Source organism: Pseudomonas sihuiensis (genome assembly GCF_900106015.1).
Classification (GTDB): Bacteria; Pseudomonadota; Gammaproteobacteria; order Pseudomonadales; family Pseudomonadaceae; genus Aquipseudomonas; species Aquipseudomonas sihuiensis.
Genome location: NZ_LT629797.1, coordinates 3,562,413 through 3,585,949, shown reverse-complemented (window position 1 = coordinate 3,585,949; position 23,537 = coordinate 3,562,413). Strand labels below are relative to the sequence as shown.

Below are 23,537 nucleotides of genomic sequence, written 5' to 3'. Positions count from 1 at the left end.
CGGCTCTCTATTCATGTCCGCTCTCCAGCCAGTTCAGCGGCGCCGTATCACCGTGGGTCAGCCCTAGGGTGTCGAGGGCCTGGTGCCAGTCCGTCAGGCGCGCGCTGTCCAGGCTCTCACCGGGCGTCGGCGGTAGCAGCCAGACGCGCGTGGCGCTCGCACAACGCGCCAGTTCGCCGAGCAGCGCCAGGGTGCCGCGATCCGGTGAGCGGCGCGGGTCGCAAGCAATGGCCAGACGTTCGGGTGGGAAGCGGGTCAGTTGTTCGAGCAACTGGCGGCGCTGTTCGCGGCTATCGATCACTCCGGCATCGGCCACGCCCTTGGGTAGCGGCGCGGGCGGCCAGGGGCGACGCTCGTCCAGTTCGATGCCGAGCAGGAGGGCGCCGCTGCCAGCTTGGGAATTGGTGCCGCCTTGCGGCTGATGCAGAGCTGCTGGCGCCAGGTCGCAGACGCCGAGGCGTTCGCTGTCCGGTTGCAGGCGCTGGCGCAGCAGGCTGTAGCCCGGCAGGTCGAGATCCAGGCGCAGCGCGCCTTTGCCGGATTGCCAGCGCCACAGGCACAGCAGCGCCAGCAGCAGGCGTGGCAGCAGGCCGTAGACCAACACCACGCCGACCAGCCAGCCGGCCCAGCTCTGCCGGGCTGCTTCGCTGGCGATAGCGGCATCGCCGCTGGCGCGAATGACGTCGATGTCTGGCAAGCTGAAGCCGAGCAGCGCGGGCAGGGCGCCGATGGCCTGGGTCAGGGCGATGAAGGTGTCGCCACCAAGAATGGTGGTTTCCCAGACGAAGCCGTAGCGGCGCGTAGCGAGTAGCAATAGCAGGGTGGCCAGCGCCGCGAGCATGGCCAGCGCCCACAGACCGTTGATCATCAGGCCCAGTCCCCAGCGGGTCAGACGCTGGCGTTGCAGCATCAGCAGCAGAGCCGGGGCCAGTTGCGCAGCGCTGGCATCACGCGCCAGTTTTTCGCTGAGCCACAGCCACAGGCGACCCAGCGCGCCGGGGTTGTCACGGGTCAGCAGCAGGCCCAGCAGCCAGCCGAGCAGCATCAGCAGGTTGAGCCCAAGCAGACTGCCCAGTGCCCAGAACACATTGACCGGTTGGCGCCCGTCACCCAGTGCCGCGAAGGCCAGGCCGAAGCCGCTGAGCAGGGCCAGCAGTGCCAGCAGCACACCGGCCAGGCGTGCGCCCTGCAACCAGTGCAACAGCGCCTGCCACTGACCATCACGGCGGGCCAGGTGCAGGGCGCGATGCTGGATGCGCTCGGCCAGTTCAACCTGTTCGGCACGGGCCAGGCGATTGGCCTCGCTGTCTTCGAGCGGGCCGGCATGGTCCTCGCGCAGGCGAATGGTTTCGCTGAGCCAGAGGCGTTGGAAGGGGGTAGGGGAGGAGGCGTCTGTCACGCGGCGTCTCGTCATTCGGATCAGGGGTTGAGAATAACCCCTGATCCGCTTCGGTGCGAATCAGCGCTGCTCGCGCAAACGCACGGCGATATCCGGCTGGTCGATGAACAGGCCATCGATACCGGTGGCGAGGAAGGCACGCAGCTCGGCTTTGATATCGCCGCGCTCGCTCGGTTCGCTGCCGTTACGCAGACGGGTGGGCAGGAAGGCGTTTTCAGCGCGGAAGGTGTAGGGATGCACCTTGAGCCCGGCCGCATGGGCGTCACGTACCAGGCTGGTCGGCGCGGTCAGGTTACCGGCGGCATCACGCGGGATGATCATGCCTTTCTCCGGGCCGATGCCGCTGGCGTAGCTCGCGATGGTTTGCAGGCCTTCTGGCGTGATCATTTGCTGGTAGCCAAGGCCGCTGCCAAGCACCTGCTGATCGTAGGGTTGGCCTTCTACCCACAGCAGTTGCACCAGGCGGATCGGTGTCAGCGTGCTCAGCGCCTTGAGGTTTGCCACTTCGAAGGACTGGATGAAAACGGGCGCGTCGGCGCTGTCGTAGCCGTTGCGTTCGAGCACCGCCAGCAACGGTTTCTCCATGGCCAGGTCGAGTTGCTGGAAGTGGGTGGGGTGCTTGGTTTCCGGGTACAAACCCAGGGTTCGTTGCTGAAGGGCTTCCAGACGTTTCACCAGATCGATGATCTCTTGCAGCGTGGGAATCTCGAACTGGCCATCGAAGCGGGTATTGCCCGGTCGCTGCTGCGGGATACGTTCGATGGCGCGCAGGGTTTTCAGCTCGGCCAGGGTGAAGTCCTCACTGAACCAGCCTTCCAGGCTGCGCCCGTCGACGCTCTGGGTGCGTTTGCGGTCAGCGAATTCGGGGCGCTGCGCCACGTCGGTGGTCAGCCCCAATTCGTTGTCGTGGCGGGCGACCAACTGGCCATCGCGAGTCATCACCAAGTCGGGCTCGATGTAGTCGGCGCCTTGAAAGGCTGCCAGCGCGTAGGCCGCCAGTGTGTGCTCGGGCGCGTAACCGCTGGCGCCCCGGTGGGCGATCACCAGGGGAGCCTTGCTGTCCCAGTTCTGGGTTTGCCTGACGCTGGGTTGCTGCTGGGCCCAATCGATGGCGGCCTGTACTTTATCCGGGGCGGGGCTGGCGAAGACCGCCAGTGGCAGCAGAGTGACGCCCAATACCCAGGCAGAGAGTGATTTCGACATGATGCTGGCTCCTTGCTCGTAGAATCAGCCCTTAGCCTGCTACGGCGAATGTGACGATACGACGACAGCGCTGCTGCAGCCACTGATGGGCTGCGAGGCCGCTGGGGGCTCTGTTATGCTCGCGGCCATGAAAACGACTCTACCTCTTTCTCTGATCGCCGCGCTCGCGCACAACCGCGTGATTGGCCGCGACAACCAACTGCCCTGGCACCTGCCGGCGGATCTCAAGCACTTCAAGGCGATGACGCTCGGCAAGCCGATCATCATGGGGCGCAAGACCTGGGATTCGCTCGGGCGCCCGTTGCCGGGCAGGCTCAATATCGTGGTCAGCCGTCAGGCCGGCCTGACCCTGGAAGGTGCCGAGGTATTCGCGACGCTGGAAGAGGCTATCGAACGAGCTGACGCCTGGGCGCGTGAAGAGAATGCCGAGGAACTGATGCTGATCGGCGGCGCGCAGCTCTATGAGCTGGGCCTGGCCCAGGCTGATCGTCTTTACTTGACGCGTGTCGGCCTGGATCCCGAGGGTGATGCCTTCTTCCCCGAGGTCGACGAGGCCACCTGGCGTATGACCTCCAGCGTCGAGCACCCGGCTTCGGCCGAGACACCGTCTTACGCCTTCGAAGTGTGGGAGCGCCGCGGCGCATAATCCTGCCTGGCGTTCCGGCCATTTCTGCCGCCAGATTCTCCTGCGCGGCGGGACGGCCACTGCCTTGCCTCTGCCGTAATTTTCTTTCGTGCATCCTGATGCAGGTTTTTACATGTCTGAGCAATCGCCCGTCGACGAGCGCCCGAGCGCCGTCGCTGCACTCTTCGTACGCCACCCACTCTGGGAAGATGCGCTGGCCCTGCTGTTCGGCACCGCTCTGGTGGCGCTGGGCATCGCCTTCTACACGCATGCCGGCCTGCTCACCGGTGGCACTGTCGGCATCGCCTTTCTGGCCAACTACCAGGCCGGCTGGTCGTTCGGTCTGGTGTTCTGCCTGGTCAATCTGCCGTTCTACCTGCTCGGTATCTGGCGCATGGGCTGGGCTTTCACCTTGCGCACGGGCTGCGCGGTGATGCTGGTTTCGCTACTGGCCGAGCTGACGCCGCACTGGGTCGCCTTCGCCCACCTCAGCGCCGTGTATGCTGCGCTGTTCGGCGGCGCTGCGATGGGGCTGGGTTTGCTCATGCTGTTCCGCCACCGCGCCAGCCTGGGTGGGGTGAATATTCTCGCGCTGTATATGCAGGAGCGCTTCGGTTTCCGCTCTGGCACCGTGCAGATGGCTATCGACGCGAGCATCGTCCTGGCGGCGATTTTCGTGGTGTCGCCAGACAAGGTGCTGCTCTCGGTGCTGGGGGCGGTAGTGCTCAATCTGGTGCTGGCGATCAATCACCGGGCGGATCGCTACGTCGGCGTTAGTTGAACGCATCAACGAACGAGGGGCTGCCTCGCTGGAGACAGCCCCTCGTAGTTTCGTTTTTCGCGGAGGCGAGAATCAGATCACTTCAGTGAACTGGATGATCTCGACCCAGTAGCCGTCCGGGTCCTTGATGAAGGCGATATCGCGCATGCGGCCGTCGGTCAGACGTTTCTGGAAATCCACTCCGAGGTCTTCGAAGCGCTGGCAGGCCGCCTTGATGTCCGGCACCGACACGCACAGGTGGCCGAAGCCACGTGGGTCGCTGTTGCCGCTGTGGTAGGAAAATTCCGGGTCTTTCTCGGTGCCGTAGTTGTAGGTCAGCTCCAGCACGCCGGGGATCGACTTGCGCCATTGATGGCGAGCAGCCGGGTCAGCCGGGATCTGCGACTTGTCGTTGATCAGGGCGAGGAAGTACAGGCTGAACTCGGCGTCAGGGAAGTCCTTCTTCTCCAGCAGGGTGAAGCCCAGCACGCGGGTGTAGAAATCCAGCGACTTCTGCAGGTCCTTCACGCGGATCATGGTGTGGTTGTAGACGAAGTCGGCGGTGGCGACGTCGGGTTTGGCGGTCACGCCGGGAATGGCGTTGAGCTCGTCGAGGGTCATGGGGTTCTCCATCAGGTAGGGAATGGGGTCGGTGCTGAAAGGCCGTATCTGCATAGATGGCCTCGCCCATGGCGTTTTTCAAGGTCGAATGTCACAGCAGGGTGGATGGGACTCTTTCATCTGCCTTGCTGGCGTGGTGTCTTGAATGGTGGGCTGAAGCCCACCCTACAGCCATGCCCGATCGAGGAGGGTGGGCCGGGCGGCGATCCGCTTCAGCCCACCAATTCCAGCACCCGCATTAGACCTTCAGCGTGATGAGCTCGGCCCGTGCCCGGTCATCCTCGATATGCAGAATGCCCACGCCGATGGGTAGCTTGAAGCGCCGCGGCCCGGCGCTGCCGGGGTTGAGATAGAGCACTCCGTTGCGCTTTTCGTGCAGCGGCTTGTGCGAGTGACCGGCGATTACCACGTCGATGCCCTGAGCTGCCGGGTCGATATCCAGCTGCTTGAGGTCGTGCAGCACATGCAGGGCGATGGCGCCGAAGCGTAGCGTCAGGCGCTCGGGGATGGCGTCGGCCCAGCTGTCCTGGTCATTGTTGCCGCGCACCACCGACAGCGGCGCGATGCGTTCCAGCTCGGCCAGAATGTGCGGCCCGCCGATATCGCCGGCATGGATCAGGTGATCGACGCCCTGTAACGTAGCCAGCGCCTCGGGGCGCAGCAGGTTGTGGGTGTCAGCGATCAGGCCGATATGCATGATGGGCTCCTGAGCATGGATGCAGGAGCCAGCTTGCTGGCGATCAGCGCCAGATGCAAAACCTTCCGACAATAAAAAGCCCGGCAAACCAGGCCGGGCTTTTCGCTGTAGCAATGCTGACGAATCAGTCGTCGAGCATCGCCTTGTTGCGCACCGCACCCTTGTCGGCGCTGGTGGCGAGCAGGGCGTAGGCCTTGAGCGCCGTGGTGACCTTGCGCGGACGCTGTTCCACCGGCTTCCAGCCCTTCTTGTCCTGGACGTGGCGGCGGTGCGACAGCTCTTCATCGCTGACCAGCAGTTGGATGGTGCGATTGTGGATGTCGATATGGATCTTGTCGCCGTCTTCCACCAGCCCGATGGCGCCGCCGGCAGCGGCTTCCGGCGAGGCGTGGCCGATGGACAGGCCCGAGGTGCCGCCGGAGAAACGGCCATCGGTGAGCAGGGCACAGGCCTTGCCCAGGCCCTTGGATTTCAGGTAGCTGGTCGGGTAGAGCATTTCCTGCATGCCCGGGCCACCTTTCGGGCCTTCGTAGCGGATGATCACCACATCACCGGCCTTGACCTCGTCGGCGAGAATGCCTTTCACGGCGGCGTCCTGGCTCTCGAAAATCTTCGCGGTGCCTTCGAACACGTGGATCGATTCATCCACGCCGGCGGTCTTCACCACGCAGCCGTCGAGGGCGATGTTGCCGTACAGCACCGCCAGGCCGCCTTCCTGGGAGTAGGCGTGCTCGACGCTGCGGATGCAGCCGTTCTCGCGGTCATCGTCCAGGCTCGGCCAGCGGGTGCTCTGGCTGAACGCGGTCTGGGTCGGGATACCGGCCGGGCCGGCCTTGAAGAAGGTGTGCACCTTCTCGTCGCGGGTCTGGGTGATGTCCCACTGGGCGATGGCGTCGGCCATGCTTGGGCTGTGCACGGTGGCCACGTCGGTGTGCAGCAGGCCGCCGCGAGCCAGCTCGCCGAGGATGCTGAAGACGCCGCCGGCGCGGTGCACGTCTTCCATGTGGTACTTCTGGATGTTCGGCGCCACCTTGCACAGCTGCGGCACGATGCGGGACAGGCGGTCGATATCGCGCAGGTCGAAATCGATCTCGGCTTCCTGGGCGGCGGCCAGCAGGTGGAGGATGGTGTTGGTCGAGCCGCCCATGGCGATGTCCAGCATCATGGCGTTCTCGAACGCCTTGAAGTTGGCGATATTGCGCGGCAGCACGGAGTCGTCGTTCTCGCCGTAGTAGCGCTGGCACAGCTCCACCGCCAGGCGCCCGGCGCGCAGGAACAGCTGCTCGCGGTCGCTGTGGGTGGCCAGGGTCGAGCCGTTGCCCGGCAGCGACAGACCGAGGGCCTCGGTCAGGCAGTTCATCGAGTTGGCGGTGAACATGCCGGAGCAGCTACCGCAGGTCGGGCAGGCGCTGCGCTCGTACTCGGCAACCTTCTCGTCGCTGGCGCTGTCGTCGGCGGCGATGACCATGGCGTCGACCAGGTCCAGGCCGTGGTTGGCCAGCTTGGTCTTGCCGGCTTCCATCGGCCCGCCGGAGACGAACACCACCGGGATGTTCAGGCGCAGGGCGGCCATCAGCATGCCGGGGGTGATCTTGTCGCAGTTGCTGATGCAGACGATGGCGTCGGCGCAGTGGGCGTTGACCATGTATTCCACGGAGTCGGCGATGATCTCGCGGCTCGGCAGCGAATAGAGCATGCCGTCGTGACCCATGGCGATGCCGTCGTCGACGGCGATGGTGTTGAATTCCTTGGCCACGCCGCCGGCCTTCTCGATCTCGCGGGCGACCAGCTGGCCCATGTCCTTCAGGTGCACGTGGCCGGGCACGAACTGGGTGAAGGAGTTGGCGACGGCGATGATCGGCTTCTTGAAGTCTTCGTCCTTCATCCCGGTGGCACGCCACAGGGCGCGGGCGCCGGCCATGTTGCGGCCGTGGGTGGAAGTCTTTGAGCGGTAGTCAGGCATGACGATGATCCTGCGGCTAATTCGGTTATGTAGGCGGTGAGCGTCGTGGGGCGGCAGGTCACCGCGTGTCGTGGGCTGCATGACGAGACGGGATCACCGTTCGCGCGGCCAGGGCTCACAGGCCCGCCGGAGGATGCCTGGCGGGAAATAAGTCGATTCTACGCCGCAGCGGGCGCCAGGGGAAAGGCTGCTGACGGTCATCATCCGTGGTGATCCGTCAGATTCAGTGTGGTGGGTGATGCAGTGATCAATTGCCTCGTGACGCGCCGTCAAGGCCTTCCGGTAGCCGGATACCGCTATCGGCGATTCGATAGAGTTCGTCTGGGGTGAATGACGGAGCACTCGCCTCGCTATCCGGGCCACTTTGAGTGGCAGCGAGAATATCGGTATAGGCCTGAGGTATTTCTACCGCCGGGTTGCTCGGCTGGCCCTGGGATTGGCCGCTGATGGTCAGGGTGCCTGCGTTGTAGCTGATGGCGTAGTTGCCCGAGGTCAGGCCGCTGACGTTCAGCTCGTAGCTGCCGGCATTGATCGCGCCCTGAGCACTGCCGCCGTAGGTGAGGCTGCCGCCGAGCACACCGACATCCTCGCCATTGACGAAGCCGCTGTAGCTGACCCCATTGCCGCCAGTGAAGGCCATGCCATCGTACGTCTTGCTGGCATCAACGGCGGTGACGGTGAGCGCGGCCTTATCGATGGTCAGGGTGGTATCGTCGTAGCTGATGTCGTAGCCCTGCTGACCCGAATACAACCCGTCCAGGCTGAGACTGCCATCGGTGGTGCTGTAGCTGCCAGCGTTCTGCGAGGCGCTGGAGTAGGTCAGGCTACCAAGCAGCAGATCATCATCCTGGGTGGTGCCGAGATCAGTTGTATAGCCACTGGTGCCGCTGCTCTGGCCATCGTAGGTTCTATTGCCGATGTCCGTCGCCGTGACGGTCACGCTCTGCATGAAGCTGCGTAGCAGCGGTGCAGTTTGCCCTTCGTAGATCCTCCACACTGCATTGCTACCGCCGCTGGTGGCCAGGTTCCAGGTGGCATAGTTGGAGGCGTCGCGTAACGCCGTGCTGTCCAGGCCGCGTGGATTTTCCACGGTCGCAACACCACCAATGGTCCCCGCGCCGGGGCCGGTGAAGGTGTCGGTGTTCCAGAACGAGTCCGCTACGCGTCCGGTTGCTATGTCGCCTACCAAGCCCCCTACGGACGTCACCCCGCTCACGCTGCCAGTGGCGTAGGTGTATTCGATCAGGCTGCCGTTATAACCGGCCAAACCACCTACATACTCTGTGCCTTGTACCTGACCGGTGGCATAGGCATTGCGGATGGTGCCGGTGTTGGCGCCCACCAGGCCGCCGGTCATTACGGCACCGCTGATGCTTCCCGTGGCGTAGGAATTTTCTACCAGGCCCCAGTTTTCACCGGTCAGCCCACCTACGACGTTCTCCGCGCCGCTGACATTGCCAGTGGCATAGCTGTTGCGAATGATGCCGTTGTCCCGGTTGCGTGCCACCAAGCCACCAGCACCGCGTGCAGTGGAACTGACGGTGACGTTGGTATGGAGGTTGCTGAGTATGCCGCCGTAGTTGATGCCTACCAGGCTGGCAGCATTGAACCTGCCATGGATGCTGCCACCCACCAGTCCCAGGTCGTGAATCTGTGCCCCGGCGGCTGTCTGCCCGATCAATGCCACTTCGCTTTCGTTTGCGCGATTTATCCTGAGGTCGCGAATCAGGTGGCCTTGACCATCCAGCGAGCCGGTAAAGGGAGTGCTGGCGTTGCCCACCGGTTTGAACCCTGCCGCTCCCCAGACATCGCCGTAGTAGCCATTGCCGCCTGCTGCAAGCGCAGCACCGAGATCCAGGTCGGTGCCCAGGCGGTAGTCGGCTGACAGATCCAGCGCCATCAGTTGCAGGGCGTGGGGCGTGAAGAGGGTCGTCGAGTACTCGCCGCGCAGCATGGGCCGTGTATCGCCTTCGAACATCACCCAGGTGTTGGTGAAGTCGAAGCCGGCGTAGGTGGCTTGGGTGCGGGCATTGGTGGAGTCGATGCCAGTGCCGGCTGCACTGCTTGCTTGGCCGGTGGAGTCCATGTCCCAGTAGCTGTTGGTGACCGTAGCTCCGGAGCCATCAACACTCCCCACCAGCCCGCCAGTACCGGTTACTCGGCCGCTGGCGTAAGCATTGGTCAATGTGGTGCCCTGCACGGTACTGCCGATAAGCCCGCCGATGGCACTACCCGTACCGGTCACCGCTCCGGTTGCATAGGCGTCCGTGACCGAGGCAGCACGATTACGACCGATCAAGCCACCCACCTCACTCGTCCCGCTGACCGTAGCTGTAGAGGAGGAGTGGCTGACGGCGCCCTGATCGCTCCAGCCCACCAACCCGCCGACTAAACCGCCCGCTGAAGATACCTGCCCGGTGACATGGGCATTGGTCAGAGTACCGGCGCTCAGCCTTGCCACCAGGCCACCCACGGTGCCAGCGCCGGTGATGGAGACATTGGACAGGGTCAGATCGCGGAGGGTGGCTTCAGTCAGGCCGAACATACCGACAGTCGACTCGTTCGGGCGATTGATGACCAGGCTGTCGATGGTGTGCCCTAGGCCGGCAAACGTGCCGTTGAAGCCATCGATAGGAGCGAAGCCGGCTCCAGCGTTCCAGGTACTGGTCGAAGCGGCATCGAGGTCGATGGCGAGGGCGTAGTGGCCGCTTCCCGAGATTCCTTGCAGGGCGCCGAGGTCGCGAATCAGGGTGTAGTCGATGCCACCGAGATTCAGTCCGGCATTGCCTCCGGAGAGGGTAATGCGGGCGCCCTGGTTCAGGCTGTAACCATTGCCGTAGGCCAGCACCAGCGCTGCATTGTCGCCGCTGGCGGTGATGTCCTTATTGACGTTTATGCGGCCATGGGCATCAAGCGTCAGCGTGGTATCTGCGCTCCAGCTCACGGCAGCATTGACGTTGATGTCACCGTTTTCGCTGCCTCCCGCCACGGTCTGTAGCGTGATGCTGGTGTTCTGCAGGTTGGCGCTGAGGGTGCTGGCACCGATGCCGCTGGTGGTCTGGCCGGCACTGCCGGCGCTGACGGTGAAGTCGCTCGGGTCGATCAGCCAGGTGCCGGTTTGCCCGGTCGTGGCCTTGGTGGTGACGGTCGTGCCCTCGACGATTTGCACATGGGCGCCGCTGGTGTCGATAAAGCCGCCATTGCCGCCATCCGCCGCGCTGGCATCCAGGGTGCCGGCGACCTGCACCGTGCCGCCGTCGAAGTCGCCGAGCAGGACGATCCTGCCTTCTTTCTCGCCCAGGGTGCGGGCCTGGATCACGCCCTCGTTGTTGACCACAGTCTGCAGCAGCGCATCGGCTGCGCTGGCGGTGAGGATGACGTTGCCGCCGTCGGCCTGGATCAACTGACGGTTTTCCACCAGCGCGTCCTTCACCGCCTCGTCGACCTGCACGCTGAGCAGGCCATCACCCGCGAAGTCGAGGGTAACCGCGTTACCGGCGGCCAGGGCCACCGTGCCCTGGTTGGCGACGATCACGCCGTTGTTGCTGACCGTGCCGCCGAGCAGGGCGACGCTGCCGCCATCGGCGGCGGTGATGCGCCCATTGTTGATGATCGAAGCGGTGCTGCCGTCCCCCTTGAAGGCATAGTTGCCTGCTTCGAAATCGCTCACTGACAGATCCAGGGTGGAGGCCACCAGACCGCCTACGTTGACTTGCGCCCCGGCGCCGAACAGCACCCCGTTGGGATTGATGATGAACACCCGACCGTTGGCATCGAGCTGGCCCATGATTTTCGAGCCGTCGGCGCCGAGTACGCGGTTGAGGGCGATCGAGTCGGTGCCGGGCTGGTTGAAGGTCACCTTGTTGCCGCTGCCGATGTCGAAGCTCTGCCAGTCGATGGCCAGCTTGTTGCTGGCTTGATCGATGACCATCTGCTGGCCGTTGGGCTGGCTGATGCTGCCGCTGCCGGCGACCACCTGACCGCCAGTGGGCAGGTCGGCGGCGAAGGCCGAGCTGGCCAGCACGAGGCTTGTCGCCAATACCGCACCGGCTCCCTTGCCACGTTTGCGGGCGTGTTCATGGGCGACGGCCCAGGCACCCAGGGCGTGGTTCCAGATTAGAGCGTAGCTGCGGTTCATGGATGTCCCCTTATCAATCGTCTGGCTGCGGAGTGTTGCGTTTCGGCCTGCGGTGTAACCATCAAGGGCTTGCAGCGTTAGAAGAAGCGCACCACCTGCGCCCATACGCGCGGGCTGCGGTCGACATCGCTCTGCGGGTCGCTGTTGCCCAGTTTCCACGCGGTCACGGCGCTGACCTGCCAGCCGTGTGCTGCCCAGCGTGCGCCCAGGCCGGCACCGGAAAGGCTGCGATGGTTCTCGCCGGAGGCCCAGGTGTCCTTGTTCAGGCGCACCTGGCCATGGTCGACGAAGGTGCTGAGCTGCCAGGCATCGGTCAGCGCATAGCGCAGCTCGAGGTTGGCCAGCCAGCCCTGGTCGCCGGAGGCTTCGCCCTGCGGGTAGGCGCGTACACCGTAGGCGCCGCCCAGGTAGAGCTTTTCCGAACTGTCGAGGTTGCCGTCGGCCCATTGGCCTTGCAGCTGGGTGTAGAGGCTGAAGCGTTCGCTCAGGCGCTGCAGGCGAACCAGGCTGGGGTTGAGCTTGTGGAAGCGGCCGGCCGTGCCGGCAGTGAGGTCGTCGATACGCTGCGCAGTGGCATCGTCGAGGTTCAGGCTGCCCTGGCTCCAGGCCAGGGCGAAGCTGTTGATGCCACCGCCGAGCAGGGTGTCACGGCTGTTGCCGTTGAGCGTCAGGATGGCCACGCGCGAGCGTTTTTCGCTCTTCTGGTCGAACAGGTCGATGTCGTCTTGCAGGCGCTTGTCGTCGAATTGGGCCTGCACATAGAGGTTGAAATCCCGCGAGCGCATCAGCGGTTGCAGGGCGAAGACGCTGGCGATGCGTGCATTGCCATGGGCATCGAGGTCTTCGAAGTCCTTCGCCAGCTCATAGTCCATGTCCGAATAAGCCACGCCGAGCTGAGTCGACCAGGGGCCGACAGGTAGCTGATAGGCGATGCGGCCGTAGTTCTGCTCTTCGTCCGAACCCATGCCGCGCAGGGTCAAACGGTCACCCAGCCCCAGTGGGCTGTTGAGATTGAGGGTGCCGCCGAGGCGGTACTGGCCGGTGAAGCGGTTGCCGTAGTTGTCGGCGTCGATGGAACCGGACAGCAGCGGTGCGCGCTCGATATTCACCAGCAGGTCGGTGCTGCCGGTGCTGGTGCCGGGGCGCAGGGTGGACTTCACCTCGACACCGGGGGTGTCCTGTAGCAGCAACAGGCTGCGTTCGAGCGGCCTGGCCTGCACCGCATCGCCGGCTTGCAGCACCGCCAGGGGCGCGAGGGCGCTGCCACCCAGGCCGGCCTGGTCGTTGATCTGCACCTGGCCGTAGTGGCCTTCGAGCACGGCGATCCGGACCATGCCGCCATCGATCTCCTGGGCAGGCAGATAGGCGCGTGCCAGCGGGTAACCGCGTTCGCGGTAGATGCGGGTGATGCTATTGGCGGCGCCCTGCAGGTCGCCGAGTGTGAGGGTGCGATTGTTCAGGTCATCGAGCAGCGGCAGCAGTTGCTCGTTGGGGATGGCGCTGTTGCCCTCGAGGACGAAACCTGTGACCTGCAGGCTCGGCCCAGTGCTTTGCACCTGGTCACCGGGTGAGTCGGGCAGGTTGATGTCTATGGATTGCCGCTCGGGTAACTGCAGGGGCTTCTGGTCGAGGCTTTGTTGAGTCTGACCGGCGTCCGGCGCTACGGCTGCCAGAGCCCGGCTGGCAAGGGTATTCCCGGCGGCCAGCAAGGCGACGGACAACAGGCTCGTGGCAACACGCATGGCGATCAGCTTCCTTCTGGGAGACGGCTGTCCAGGCCTGAGTGATCTGCATTAGGCCGAAGACAAAGAGGAAGCGTAGGGCGTGTGACCTGGATGTAGCTTGATAGAACTTGCGGTGTTTGCCTCAGCCCTCCAGGCCGAGGGCGATATCCAGACATTGCGTGGCATCACCCGACCAGGGGGGCTGGCGATAGAGTTCATAGCCGCCCTGGGGGACAAAACGCTCACCGGAGCTTTCCGGCCAGGCCACGGCGAGGGTGCGATAGGCCGCGAATACCTGGTTGTAGGGTGCTCGGTGTTGCAGGCAGGCGTAACGTCCGGCGGGCAGCCTCAATCGGCTCAGTGGGGCGTCACCGATGGGGAGTCCGAGATCGAGCACAGCGCAGTCGTAGCGCACCAGGTCGTTGGGGGTGATCTCTGGGTTGTCGGTGATGGCTCCGATGGCCCTGGCGTTATCCAGTGGATAGCCGATACGTTGCAGTTCTTCGGCAAAGCGTCGCCAGTGCTCCGCAACTCGCGCATAGCTGCCGTAGAAACGCATGCTCAGCAGCGTCAGATCGGGAAGGTGAGTGATCTGTACTTCGGTTGCCCGACGATGTTCCTCAGCTGTGGCGGGGATGCTGGCCTGGCGCGCGAACTGACGGTACTGGGTGGGCGTCAGGGCGAACTGGCGATGGAAGGCACGGATGAAGGCCTCATGACTGGAGTAGCCAACGGACAGAGCGATGGAAAGCACCGACTCCGGGTAGATCAACAGGTGAATCGCCGCACGGTCGAGGCGGGTGCGACGAATGTATTCGCTTGGGCTTTCGCCCATTACCTCGCGGAAATGGCGCTGAAAGTGGAAGGTGCTCAGGCTGGCGCGGGCCGCCAGGCGATCAAGCGAGAGCGGCCGGTCCAGGTGGGCTTCAATGTAGCGAATGGCGCGCAGGATGCGCCGGTCTTCCAGCACATGGGGCGGTGGCTTGTCCCGTTCGTAGGGTTTGCGCGACCCAGCATGAGGGCGTTCGAACAGCAGCGCGTGCTCCTGTTCGATCAGTCGATGTTCGAGTGCGGGCGCAAGCTCGCTGGGGGAGTGATCTGTCGAGTCGGCATCCATGGTTGGTACTTGCTAGCCGTGGCAGTCGGTGAGGGCTGCTTCAGGGCAGCCCGACGATCATAACGGACGTGTTTGTCGAGCGACCAGTGCTCGATGGCCACGCGCAGCGTTGATCTAGCTGCGCAGGATCTGCGCGGGGATTTGCTCCAGCGGAATCTCGCGCCCGACTGCGCCGAGTTTCTTCGCTTCCTTGGGCATGCCATAAACCACGCAGCTGGCTTCGTCCTGGCCCAAGGTCTGCGCGCCGGCCTCGAACATCTCGCGTAGTCCACGGGCGCCGTCGTCGCCCATGCCGGTCATGATGATGCCGGTGGCGTTGGCCCCGGCAGCGCGAGCGGTTGAGCGAAATAGTACGTCCACCGAAGGTTTGTGTCGGCTGACGGGCGGGCCGTCGACCACTTCCACCATGTACTGCGCGCCACTGCGTTTGAGCAGCATGTGGCGGCCGCCGGGAGCGATCAGGGCGCGGCCGGGCATGACCCGGTCGCCATGGCGTGCTTCCAGCACTTCGATCTGGCACAGGCCGTTGAGGCGTTCGGCGAAGGCTGCGGTAAAGCGTTCGGGCATGTGCTGGACGATGATGATGCCAGGGCAAACCCGTGGCAGTGCGGTGAGGATATGTTCCAAGGCCTGAGTACCACCGGTGGAGGTGCCGATGGCCACCACGCGTTCGGTGGTACGGGCCATGGCCGGCTGGCCGGCCGGGATCATGGCGTCGGCGCCCAGCTTGGGTTGTACCGGGGCCTTGCTCTTGGCCAGTTGACGCATATTGGCGCGGGCTGCTGCTTTCACCGCGCCGAGCAGGTCATCGCTGGCGTTGACGAGGAACTTGCTCAGGTTGACCTGGGGCTTGGTGACGATGCTCACGGCGCCGGCAGCGAGGGCCTGCATGGTGGTGCTGGCGCCTTTCTCGGTCAGCGTCGAGCAGATGACCACCGGCGTGGGGCGCTCGGCCATGAGTTTCTTGAGAAAGGTGATGCCGTCCATGCGCGGCATTTCCACGTCGAGGACGATCACGTCCGGCCACTCGCGCTCCATCTTGCTCAGGGCGAACAGCGGGTCGGCAGCGGTGCCTAGCACCTCGATGGCTGGGTCGGCGGCCAGTACAGATGCCAGTACCTGGCGCACGACGGCAGAGTCGTCGACGATCATGACTTTGATGGGTTTCATTTGGGGCGTACTCCAGAACGGCCATGGATCGGCGGCGGTGCCGACTGTTTAAGGGCTAGCTGGCCACTCCATATGTCGAAGATGAGGTTCCGATATCCGACGCCGCCTACATGCTCTCCATGGCAGATGAGCCCCTGCTCGGCAACCAGGCGCCTGGCCATTTCGACATTTTGCAGGCCTATGTGTTGCTGTCTGTCAGAGGCGATGGATGGAAACATGTGCCCCCCGCCGAAGATCCGAACCTGGTAATCGGACACGCGGGTACCGCTCGACGCCACGGCTTCGCTCAACAGGTGCATCGCTTCGTCACCGTAGCGGCCATCTGGAAGCGCGCTCGCGCGCCCGCGGCTGGGCAGCATGTAATGACACATGCCGCCGAGGCGCGCGCGAGGGTGCCACAACACCAGCGAGACACAAGAGCCGAGCAGTGTACGAATCCGCGTGTAGGTCCCGCCAAAGTGGTAGTCGCCTGGCTGTAGGTAGACTTCGGCGATGCTGGGTGGGTTACTCATCGGGATTGCGATAGATCGAAGGTTTGATGACCTTCAGTGTGTCGTTCACGCCGTTGAGGCTTTCCGAGTGACTGATGATGAAGTAGCCGCCAGGGCGCAGATGTTTGAGCAGGCGGGCGACCACGCGGCGTTTCGTTTCTGCGTCGAAATAGATCATCACGTTGCGCAGGAATATCGTGTCGAATTGCCCGACGTCCGGCAGTGCGGCGTTCAGGTTGATCTGGGTGAAGCGCACCCGCTGACGCAAAGCCGGTGTGATCATCATCCGCCCCTCGTTCTCGCCTACCCCACGCAGGCAATGCTTGACCAGCAGATGACGGGGGATGTCGTCACGATCTTCCAATGCATAGACGCCGGTGCGGGCGCGCTCCAACACCCGATGGCTGATATCCGAGGCGAGTATTTCCCAGGGGCGTTCGCCAAGAATGTCTGCCAGCAGCAAGGCGATTGTGTAGGGCTCCTCGCCGCTGGAGCAGGCGCCGCTCCAGATGCGCAAGGGGCGTCCCGAGGGCACCCCGCCGGGTTTGCTCAGGCATTCGCGGAGGAAGTCGAAGTGCTTCGGCTCGCGGAAGAAGTAGGTCTCGTTGGTGGTGAGCAGATCGATGCAGATCTGCAGTTCCTGGGCATCCTTGCCCAGGCATTTGAAGTATTCGCCATAGCTGGCCATTGCGAAGTTGCGCAGGCGCTTGTTGAGGCGGCCAGCCACCAGTGGTTTCTTGGCGTCGGAGAGGTGAATGCCGGCGATATCGTGAAGCAGGCGGCGAAACTGGCCGAACTCCAGGTCGGTGAGTGCGGTGGGCGCGCTGGTGTGCATATCAACCCGTTCTCGATTCGTGAGCCAGGTTCTGGGCCTGCCCGAGCAGCTCGCGATCTTCTGCTGAAATCACCCGGCTGACGTCGAGCATGACCACCAGGCGTTCGTCCAGCTTGCCCATGCCGAGAATGAAATCGGCGCGGATGTGGCTGCCGAAACTCGGTGACGGTTCAATTTCTCCAGCGGCGAGTTCGCGCACTTCATTGACTGCATCGACCACCATGCCGATCACCTGGATACCGTCATGCTGAGCGATCTCCAGAATCACGATGCAGGTGCGTGGGCCGATGATCGTGGCCGAGCCGCCGAAGCGCACGCCCAGGTCGATGACCGGCACCACGGCGCCACGCAGGTTGATGACGCCGAGGATGCTCGGCGGCAGCATCGGCACGCCGGTCAACTTGCCGTACTCGATGATTTCCCGTACGACCTGGATTTCCACGGCGAAAATTTCCCTGGCCAGGGTGAAGGTCAGGTACTGCCCGGCCGGTGCAATAGCGCCGGCTAGCAATCTGGGGCTGGCGCTCATCGACCTACTCCTGGAAGCGTACGTATCCGGCAGGCAGGCCCGCCGCCATGCTGGGCGCGGCACTTTCTTCTTCCTCGCGCGGCGCACGAAGTTTGCTGTTGCTGCGCTGCTGGGCCTTGCTGCGAGCCGGGCCAGCAGCGCGGTCGGTACCACCGAGACGGAAGAAGTCCATCAGCTGCTGCAGTTGTTCGGCCTGGCCGCTCATTTCCTCGGCTGTGGCAGCCAGCTCTTCGGAAGCGGAGGCATTCTGCTGGGTCAGGTCGCTGAGCTGGTTCATCGCCGTGCTGATCTGGTTGACGCCACTGCTTTGCTCTTCCGATGCTGCCGCGATTTCCTGCACCAGGTCGGAGGTCTTGGCGATCGATGGCACGATTTCATCGAGCAGGGTGCCGGCGCGTTCGGCCAAGGCCACGCTGTTCTTCGCCACTTCGCCTATTTCCTGCGCGGCTACCTGGCTGCGCTCGGCCAGTTTGCGCACTTCGGCGGCCACTACGGCGAAGCCCTTGCCATGCTCGCCGGCGCGGGCTGCCTCGATGGCGGCGTTGAGTGCCAGCAGGTTGGTCTGATAGGCGATGTCGTCGACGATGCCGATCTTGTCGGCGATGGTCTTCATCGCACTGACGGTGTCCTTCACGGCCTGACCACCTTCGCTGGCTTCGTTGGAGGCTTTGCTGGCCATGCCGTCGGTGACTTTGGCGTTTTCGGTGTTCTGCGAGATGGAGGCCGACATCTGCTCCATCGAAGCACTGGTTTCTTCGACCGAAGCCGCTTGCTCGGAGGCCGCCTGGCTCATGCTCTGCGCCGTGGAGGAGATTTCCTCGGAGGCACTGGACAGCGAGTCGGCAGAGCCGCGTACTTCAGAGATGATCTGGGTGAGTTTCTCGCTCATGTTACCCATTGCCGCCAGCAGTTGGCCGGTCTCGTCGCGGGCATCACTGTCCAGGCGCACACTGAGATCGCCGTCAGCCAGGCGGTTGGCAGCATCCACCGCCTGATTCAGCGGGCGCGTGATGCTGCGACTGATCAGCAGACCCAGGCCGATACCGAACAGCACGCCACCGAAAATCACACCGATCATGATGTTACGGCTGCTTTGGTACAAAGCGTTGGCGTCTGCGTTGGCTTGTTTGGCGTTGCTCTCCTTGCCGCGTGAAAGCTCGGTCATGATCTGATCGAGCTTGTCTCCGCGCTCCCGAACCTGACCCAGCTGGCGCTGCAGCTCGGGGTTCTCCAGGTAGAAATCCTGCTGGGATGCAGTTTGCAGGGCCTGGGCCATGGTGCTCTGATAATCAGCCCAGGTAGCGTCCACTTCGCGGAACAGCTCCAGCGAGCGCTCGGTAGCAAACAACGCACGGGCCGCGTCTACGTTTTCACGAGCGCTCTCGCTGTAACGATCAATCTCGGCTCGGATTCGATCGCGCTCGCTCTGGTTCGTGGCAAGCAGGAAGTTGGAGCGGGCACGACCGATATAGATCAAGTTGATGTTGGCCTCCTTGATGTAGGAGAGGCCCATCAGCTCACGGTCATATAGCGCGTCTGCTAGGTCGTTCATGGTGGAGCTGTTGGAGAGCCCGACCAGACCGACTATGGCGCTGATACTGGCGACCAGAATGAAAGCGATGATGAGCCTGGTACCGATCTTGAATTTGCTGAGCATGGTGAAGATCCTTTGCTGGGGTAGTCGCAGGTGAGACCGGAGTCGGGAGGCTAGCCACCATCGCAGGTGGCTGGTTTGCCGAGCGCTTCCAGGTCGAGAACCTGATCGAGCGCCAGAAGTGTGATGAAACGGTCACCCAGGCGAATGACGCCGGTGATGAATTCGCTACGTAGGTGGCTGCCGAAGGCCGGAGCTGGCTGAATTTCCGTTTTTTCGATTTCCCGAACTGCATTGACCGCGTCGACCAGTACGCCCAGCGATTGCTGGCGATCCTCGTCGGGCACATCGAGGATGACGATGCAGGTGCGTTTGTTCAGTTCGGTGCGTGGGCCACCGAAGCGTGCCTGCAGGTCGATCACCGGTACCACCGAGCCGCGCAGGTTGATGGCGCCGCGCACTGCCGCAGGCATGCGCGGTACCGGAGTGAAACGGGTGTATTCGAGGATTTCTCTGACATTCAGCGAGTCGACCGCATAGTGTTCCCCGGTGAGCGTGAACGTCAGGTACTGCTGGGTTGATTTTTCCGTCTCGAGGGCGACTTCATTCATGCTTCGATCCTCGCCCGCTGCGGGCTTTCCGGGGTGCGAGTGAGCTGACTGAGCAGGTTGGGGATATCGAGTATCAGCGCCACCATCCCATCGCCGAGAATGGTGAATCCACCGAGGCCCGAGCTGGCGGAAAACACCTTGCCCAACGGCTTGATCACGGTCTGGAACTCACCGAGCAACTGATCTACCACCAAGCCAGCGCGTAATCCTGCTTGCTGCACCACCACCACGCTTTCGCGACGTGGGCGTGGGCTGTCGTCTTCGAACAGCTCGCGCAGATGCACGACTGGCAGCATTTGGCCGCGCAGCTCCAGGTGGCCGCGCTGAAACACGGCGTCGCCGTTCAGCTCGATGCATTCCTCGACCAGCTCCAGCGGAATCACGTAGCTGGCCTGACCGACGCTGACCAGGAAGCCATCGATGATGGCCAGTGTCAGCGGCAGGCGGATGCGTACGCTGGTGCCTTGGCCCGGTGTGCTGTTGAGTTCGATGGTGCCGCGCAGGGCAGTGATGTTGCGCTTGACGACATCCATGCCGACGCCACGGCCCGAGAGGTTGCTGACCTGTTCGGCGGTGGAGAAACCGGGCTCGAAGATCAGGTTGAAGATGTCCTTGTCGGACAGCTGCTGCCCCTCGCTGAGCATGCCGCGCTCGCGAGCTTTGGCCAGGATGCGCTGTGGATCGAGACCGCCACCGTCGTCGCCGACCTCGATGATGATGCTGCCAGCATCGTGGAAGGCGTTGAGCCAGACTCTGCCCTGGGCCGTCTTGCCCTGCGCCAGGCGTGTCTCGGCCGATTCGATGCCGTGATCCATGGCGTTGCGCACCAGGTGCGTCAGCGGGTCGGTGATGCGCTCGACCACGGTTTTGTCCAACTCGGTCTCGCCGCCGTTGATGGAAAGGGCGATGTCCTTGCCGATTTCTCGCGAGACATCGCGCACCACACGCTGGAAGCGGTTGAAGGTGCCGCCGATCTGCACCATGCGCAGTGGCAAGGCGGAGTCGCGGACTTCCTCGACCAGGCGTGAGAGCACTTCGGTGGCTTCCTGCATTTCACTGTGGCCACAGCGTTGGGCAGTCATCTGAGCGCCGGCGCCGGCGATGATCAACTCGCCGACCAGATCGATCAGACGATCGAGCTTGCTGGCATCGACGCGTATCAGGTTGTTCTCGTTGCTTCGGTTTTCCTTGACCTGTTGTTGCTTCTGCAGGGCGGCAGCGATCACCGGCGGTTGTACCAGGCTTTGCTCCATCAGCACCTGGCCGATGGGCAGTGGTTCGTCCTGTTGCTGGCTTCGTACCTGGGCGTGCAACACCTCCTGCAGCTCGGTGGTGGTCAGCGTGCCGCAACGCATGAGGATTTCGCCCAGGCGCATGTCTTCTTCAGGCAGGGCGCGAATCAGTTCGAGGTATTCGTCGGACTTGCTGTGGGGCGGCAGGATGCGAATCAGGCTGTCCTCACGGACGAATTCGAAGGCACCATCGATAGTGGCTTTGTCGGCGTCGCTGAAAAAGGCGACTTCGAACCCCAGGTAGCAGGTTTCCGGATCCATTTCCGCTGCGGTCGGTATGCGGTCAAGCACCGGTACGATGCTGACGATACGGCCAAAGGTATTGAGGTAGCGGAACAGTCCCAGCGGATCCATGCCATTGCGCAGGGTATCCGGGCCGAAACGCAGCGACAGGTGCCAGTGATCGGCGCTCAGACCATGCTCATGACCGCGTTCGATACGTTCGGGGGCGCGAAGCTGTGACTGGCTGTTTGAGGGCGTCGGCAGATAGCGACTCAGGGATTCGCTCAGCTGTTCGTGCAGCGGCTGTAGCTCGTCTGGCAGGGTGGTCAGGTCGGCACCCTCATCGACCAGCCTGACCAGTTGTCCGAGATGGTCGCCGACCTGCAGAAACAGGGCTGTCAGATCAGCGTCGAAACGCAACTCGCCGCTGCGCACGCGGTCTAGCACGCTTTCGGCGATATGGGTGAAGGCCACGATCAGGTCGAGGCCGAACAGGCCGGCCGATCCCTTGATGGTATGCGCCGCGCGGAAGATTGCGTTGATGGTGTCGCTGTCGCCAGGTGCATGCTCCAGCATCAGCAGCGCTTCTTCCATCTGCTGTAGCAATTCCTGGCTCTCGGCGATGAAGACTTTCAGAACCTCGTCCATGTCCATGTGCGCTACTCGCTCGTCGGCTGAATCAGGATGGGATCGCCGAAGAACGAGGCCAGCCCGCTGAGCTCGAAGGCTTCGATCACCATCGGGCTATGGTTGGTGAGGCGCAGTTCACAGCCGATGCGGTTGGCTTCCTGCTTTGCCATGATCAGCAGTTGCAGGCCGGAGCAGTCGATTTCGTCGAGGGCGGACAAGTCCAGTTCCAGCTCGGTGTCGGGGGCCATGGCGTGCAGCAGCAGGGCCATGTTCTCGCCAGCGCTGTAGATGGTCAGGCCACCCTCGAGCGGTAGGATGCGGTACAGACCTTCACTGCTCATGGCCGCGGTCTCACGGCAAGATCAGCTTGGAGACGGCCGTGAGCATCTGTGCTGGCTGAAAAGGCTTGACCACCCAAGCCTTGGCGCCGGCTGCACGACCTTCCTCTTTCTTCGCTTCACCGGCCTCGGTGGTGAGCATGATCACCGGAGTGAACTTGTAAGCAGGCAGTTGCTTGACGTTCTTGAGGAAGGTGATGCCGTCCATGTTCGGCATGTTCACGTCGCTGATGATCAGGTGCACCTTGCGCCCGTCCAGTTTGGTCAGGGCGTCCTTGCCATCGTTGCCTTCGATGACGTCGTAGCCCGCGCCCTTGAGCGTAATGCTGACGACCTGCCGGATCGAGGCGGAGTCGTCGACGATGAGTACGGTCTTGCCCATGGAGAACCTCAGAAGAAAGTGATTTCGGAATCGTTGCGCTTGCCGGGGGCTTCGCCCCGGTGGATGTCGTGCTGCTCGGGCATGGTGTAGGTCTGCGCCAGCTCATCCAGCCAGCGTGGGACGTCCAGGGGCGCAGGTTGATGGCCAAGGCTGAGTTGTTCGTTGCGGGTGTGGAGGTGTTCGAACAGCTTGTCGATGTCGCCGCTCACATGCCCCAGCATCTGGCTGATGCGATCCTGGAACTGCAGCGATACCAACACGTCGGCTATGTCCTGGGCGACAGCCTCGCTCTGGCTGCGCATCGCTTCGTTGTGGCTGACGATGCCGCCGGCACTCTGGTGGAAACGGGTGATCACGCCCTTGATCACTTCGCTGGCGTTGTTCAGGGTCACGGCGTCGGTCTTGGCGTATTCGCGGGAGATGTTCAGGGTCTTGTGGATGGCGCTGTTGACGATGGTCACGGTCTCGCCGATGCGCTGGCCGGTGTTGCCGGACATGGTGGACAGTTTGCGCACTTCGTCTGCGACCACGGCGAAGCCCCGCCCGCTCTCGCCTGCACGTGCGGCCTCGATAGCGGCATTGAGCGCCAGCAGGTTGGTCTGCTTGGCGATGTCGGCGACGTCTTGCGCCATCTCCTGCAGTTGGTCGGTAAAGCTCGACAGCTCCATGACCTCCTTGAGCAGCGACTCCTTGCTGGCCAGTGCCTCGCGCAGGGCCATGATGATCATGTCCAGTTCGTGCTGGCTGGTGGACAGAAGTGCGACCAGGCGATTGCCGGCCTCGCGTTCGGGGCCATTGCCCAGGCTCTGCTGAATACGCACCGCGAGGTTGGCGAAGCGCTCGCTCAGCGCGCCGATGGCTTCTTCCGTATGGCTGCGTGCGGAGTGGATCTGTTGCGACCACAACGGCAAAGTCTGTTCGCAGAGCTCTTCCACGTCTCGCTGCAGAGGCTGTTCACCAGCACTCTGAGCTTCGACAGGTGGCGGTGATGACTTGAGTCGTTGTTGCTGAAAGAGCAGAGCAGCGCCAACTACCAGGAGGCCAACCAGCGCGGGAACAGTATTCAGCCAGCCAAAGCCGACCAGCAGAACAGCCGCGACGCCGGCCAGCAGCATTAGCGATGGGATAACCAGGGGGAGGTTCTGATCGCGCACTTCTTGGCTCCGCGACTGCTGGGGTCAGGTGATCGCGGGATA

General features: G+C 63.3%; 20 protein-coding genes. 2 read left to right on the top strand and 18 right to left on the bottom strand.

Annotated features, from left to right (window positions below):
- Window positions 1–7 precede the first annotated feature (7 nt).
- A complete protein-coding gene (locus tag BLT86_RS16940) occupies window positions 8–1,399 on the bottom strand; it encodes a DUF2868 domain-containing protein (protein WP_092378353.1) in 1,392 nt (463 codons plus the stop codon).
- A gap of 60 nt (window positions 1,400–1,459) precedes the next feature.
- The gene (locus tag BLT86_RS16935) at window positions 1,460–2,602 is read right to left on the bottom strand and encodes a glycerophosphodiester phosphodiesterase (RefSeq protein WP_167377328.1); all 1,143 of its coding nucleotides are present in this window, start codon (window positions 2,600–2,602) and stop codon (window positions 1,460–1,462) included.
- Window positions 2,603–2,717: 115 nt separating this feature from the next.
- On the opposite strand from BLT86_RS16935, the gene BLT86_RS16930 reads away from it, so the two are divergent.
- Entirely contained in the window at window positions 2,718–3,248 is a 531-nt protein-coding gene (locus tag BLT86_RS16930; protein ID WP_092378346.1) for a dihydrofolate reductase, read from the top strand.
- 112 nt (window positions 3,249–3,360) lie between these two features.
- Complete coding sequence (locus BLT86_RS16925; RefSeq protein WP_092378340.1) at window positions 3,361–4,008, top strand: YitT family protein; 648 nt, start codon at window positions 3,361–3,363, stop codon at window positions 4,006–4,008.
- A gap of 72 nt (window positions 4,009–4,080) precedes the next feature.
- On the opposite strand, the gene gloA is transcribed toward BLT86_RS16925, so the two are convergent.
- The 16 genes from gloA to BLT86_RS26470 all read right to left on the bottom strand — a co-directional run bounded on the left by gloA (window position 4,081) and on the right by BLT86_RS26470 (window position 23,060).
- The gene (gene gloA, locus BLT86_RS16920; protein WP_021490448.1) at window positions 4,081–4,608 is read right to left on the bottom strand and encodes a lactoylglutathione lyase; all 528 of its coding nucleotides are present in this window, start codon (window positions 4,606–4,608) and stop codon (window positions 4,081–4,083) included.
- Between the two features lie 238 nt (window positions 4,609–4,846).
- Entirely contained in the window at window positions 4,847–5,305 is a 459-nt protein-coding gene (locus tag BLT86_RS16915) for a metallophosphoesterase family protein (protein ID WP_092378336.1), read from the bottom strand.
- A gap of 124 nt (window positions 5,306–5,429) precedes the next feature.
- Complete coding sequence (ilvD, locus tag BLT86_RS16910; protein WP_092378333.1) at window positions 5,430–7,268, bottom strand: dihydroxy-acid dehydratase; 1,839 nt, start codon at window positions 7,266–7,268, stop codon at window positions 5,430–5,432.
- A gap of 247 nt (window positions 7,269–7,515) precedes the next feature.
- Complete coding sequence (locus BLT86_RS16905; RefSeq protein ID WP_092378329.1) at window positions 7,516–11,406, bottom strand: two-partner secretion domain-containing protein; 3,891 nt, start codon at window positions 11,404–11,406, stop codon at window positions 7,516–7,518.
- Between the two features lie 77 nt (window positions 11,407–11,483).
- Window positions 11,484–13,148: a ShlB/FhaC/HecB family hemolysin secretion/activation protein gene (locus BLT86_RS16900; RefSeq protein WP_092378326.1), complete on the bottom strand. Its 1,665-nt coding sequence runs from the start codon at window positions 13,146–13,148 to the stop codon at window positions 11,484–11,486.
- Between the two features lie 124 nt (window positions 13,149–13,272).
- On the bottom strand, window positions 13,273–14,247 hold the full coding sequence (locus tag BLT86_RS16895) for an AraC family transcriptional regulator (protein WP_092378323.1): 975 nt from the start codon (window positions 14,245–14,247) through the stop codon (window positions 13,273–13,275).
- A 114-nt stretch (window positions 14,248–14,361) separates the two neighbouring features.
- Window positions 14,362–15,417, bottom strand: coding sequence for a protein-glutamate methylesterase/protein-glutamine glutaminase (locus tag BLT86_RS16890; protein WP_092378319.1), 1,056 nt, complete (start codon window positions 15,415–15,417; stop codon window positions 14,362–14,364).
- Window positions 15,414–15,929, bottom strand: coding sequence for a chemotaxis protein CheD (locus tag BLT86_RS16885; RefSeq protein ID WP_059392368.1), 516 nt, complete (start codon window positions 15,927–15,929; stop codon window positions 15,414–15,416). The genes BLT86_RS16890 and BLT86_RS16885 overlap by 4 nt, the downstream gene beginning before the upstream one ends.
- Complete coding sequence (locus BLT86_RS16880; protein ID WP_017675897.1) at window positions 15,922–16,743, bottom strand: CheR family methyltransferase; 822 nt, start codon at window positions 16,741–16,743, stop codon at window positions 15,922–15,924. Before BLT86_RS16880 ends, BLT86_RS16885 begins: the two co-directional genes overlap by 8 nt.
- 1 nt (window position 16,744) lies before the next feature.
- Entirely contained in the window at window positions 16,745–17,272 is a 528-nt protein-coding gene (locus BLT86_RS16875; RefSeq protein WP_017675896.1) for a chemotaxis protein CheW, read from the bottom strand.
- A gap of 4 nt (window positions 17,273–17,276) precedes the next feature.
- Window positions 17,277–18,929 carry a methyl-accepting chemotaxis protein gene (locus tag BLT86_RS16870; RefSeq protein WP_059392367.1) on the bottom strand — a complete coding sequence of 551 codons (1,653 nt, stop codon included), beginning with the start codon at window positions 18,927–18,929 and terminating at the stop codon, window positions 17,277–17,279.
- Window positions 18,930–18,979: 50 nt separating this feature from the next.
- Window positions 18,980–19,477: a chemotaxis protein CheW gene (locus BLT86_RS16865; RefSeq protein ID WP_017675894.1), complete on the bottom strand. Its 498-nt coding sequence runs from the start codon at window positions 19,475–19,477 to the stop codon at window positions 18,980–18,982.
- A complete protein-coding gene (locus BLT86_RS16860) occupies window positions 19,474–21,645 on the bottom strand; it encodes a chemotaxis protein CheA (protein ID WP_017675893.1) in 2,172 nt (723 codons plus the stop codon). Before BLT86_RS16860 ends, BLT86_RS16865 begins: the two co-directional genes overlap by 4 nt.
- A gap of 5 nt (window positions 21,646–21,650) precedes the next feature.
- Window positions 21,651–21,962: an STAS domain-containing protein gene (locus tag BLT86_RS16855; protein ID WP_017675892.1), complete on the bottom strand. Its 312-nt coding sequence runs from the start codon at window positions 21,960–21,962 to the stop codon at window positions 21,651–21,653.
- Window positions 21,963–21,972: 10 nt separating this feature from the next.
- Complete coding sequence (locus tag BLT86_RS16850; protein WP_017675891.1) at window positions 21,973–22,341, bottom strand: response regulator; 369 nt, start codon at window positions 22,339–22,341, stop codon at window positions 21,973–21,975.
- 8 nt (window positions 22,342–22,349) lie between these two features.
- Entirely contained in the window at window positions 22,350–23,060 is a 711-nt protein-coding gene (locus tag BLT86_RS26470; RefSeq protein WP_370605168.1) for a methyl-accepting chemotaxis protein, read from the bottom strand.
- Between the last annotated feature and the right edge of the window lie 477 nt (window positions 23,061–23,537).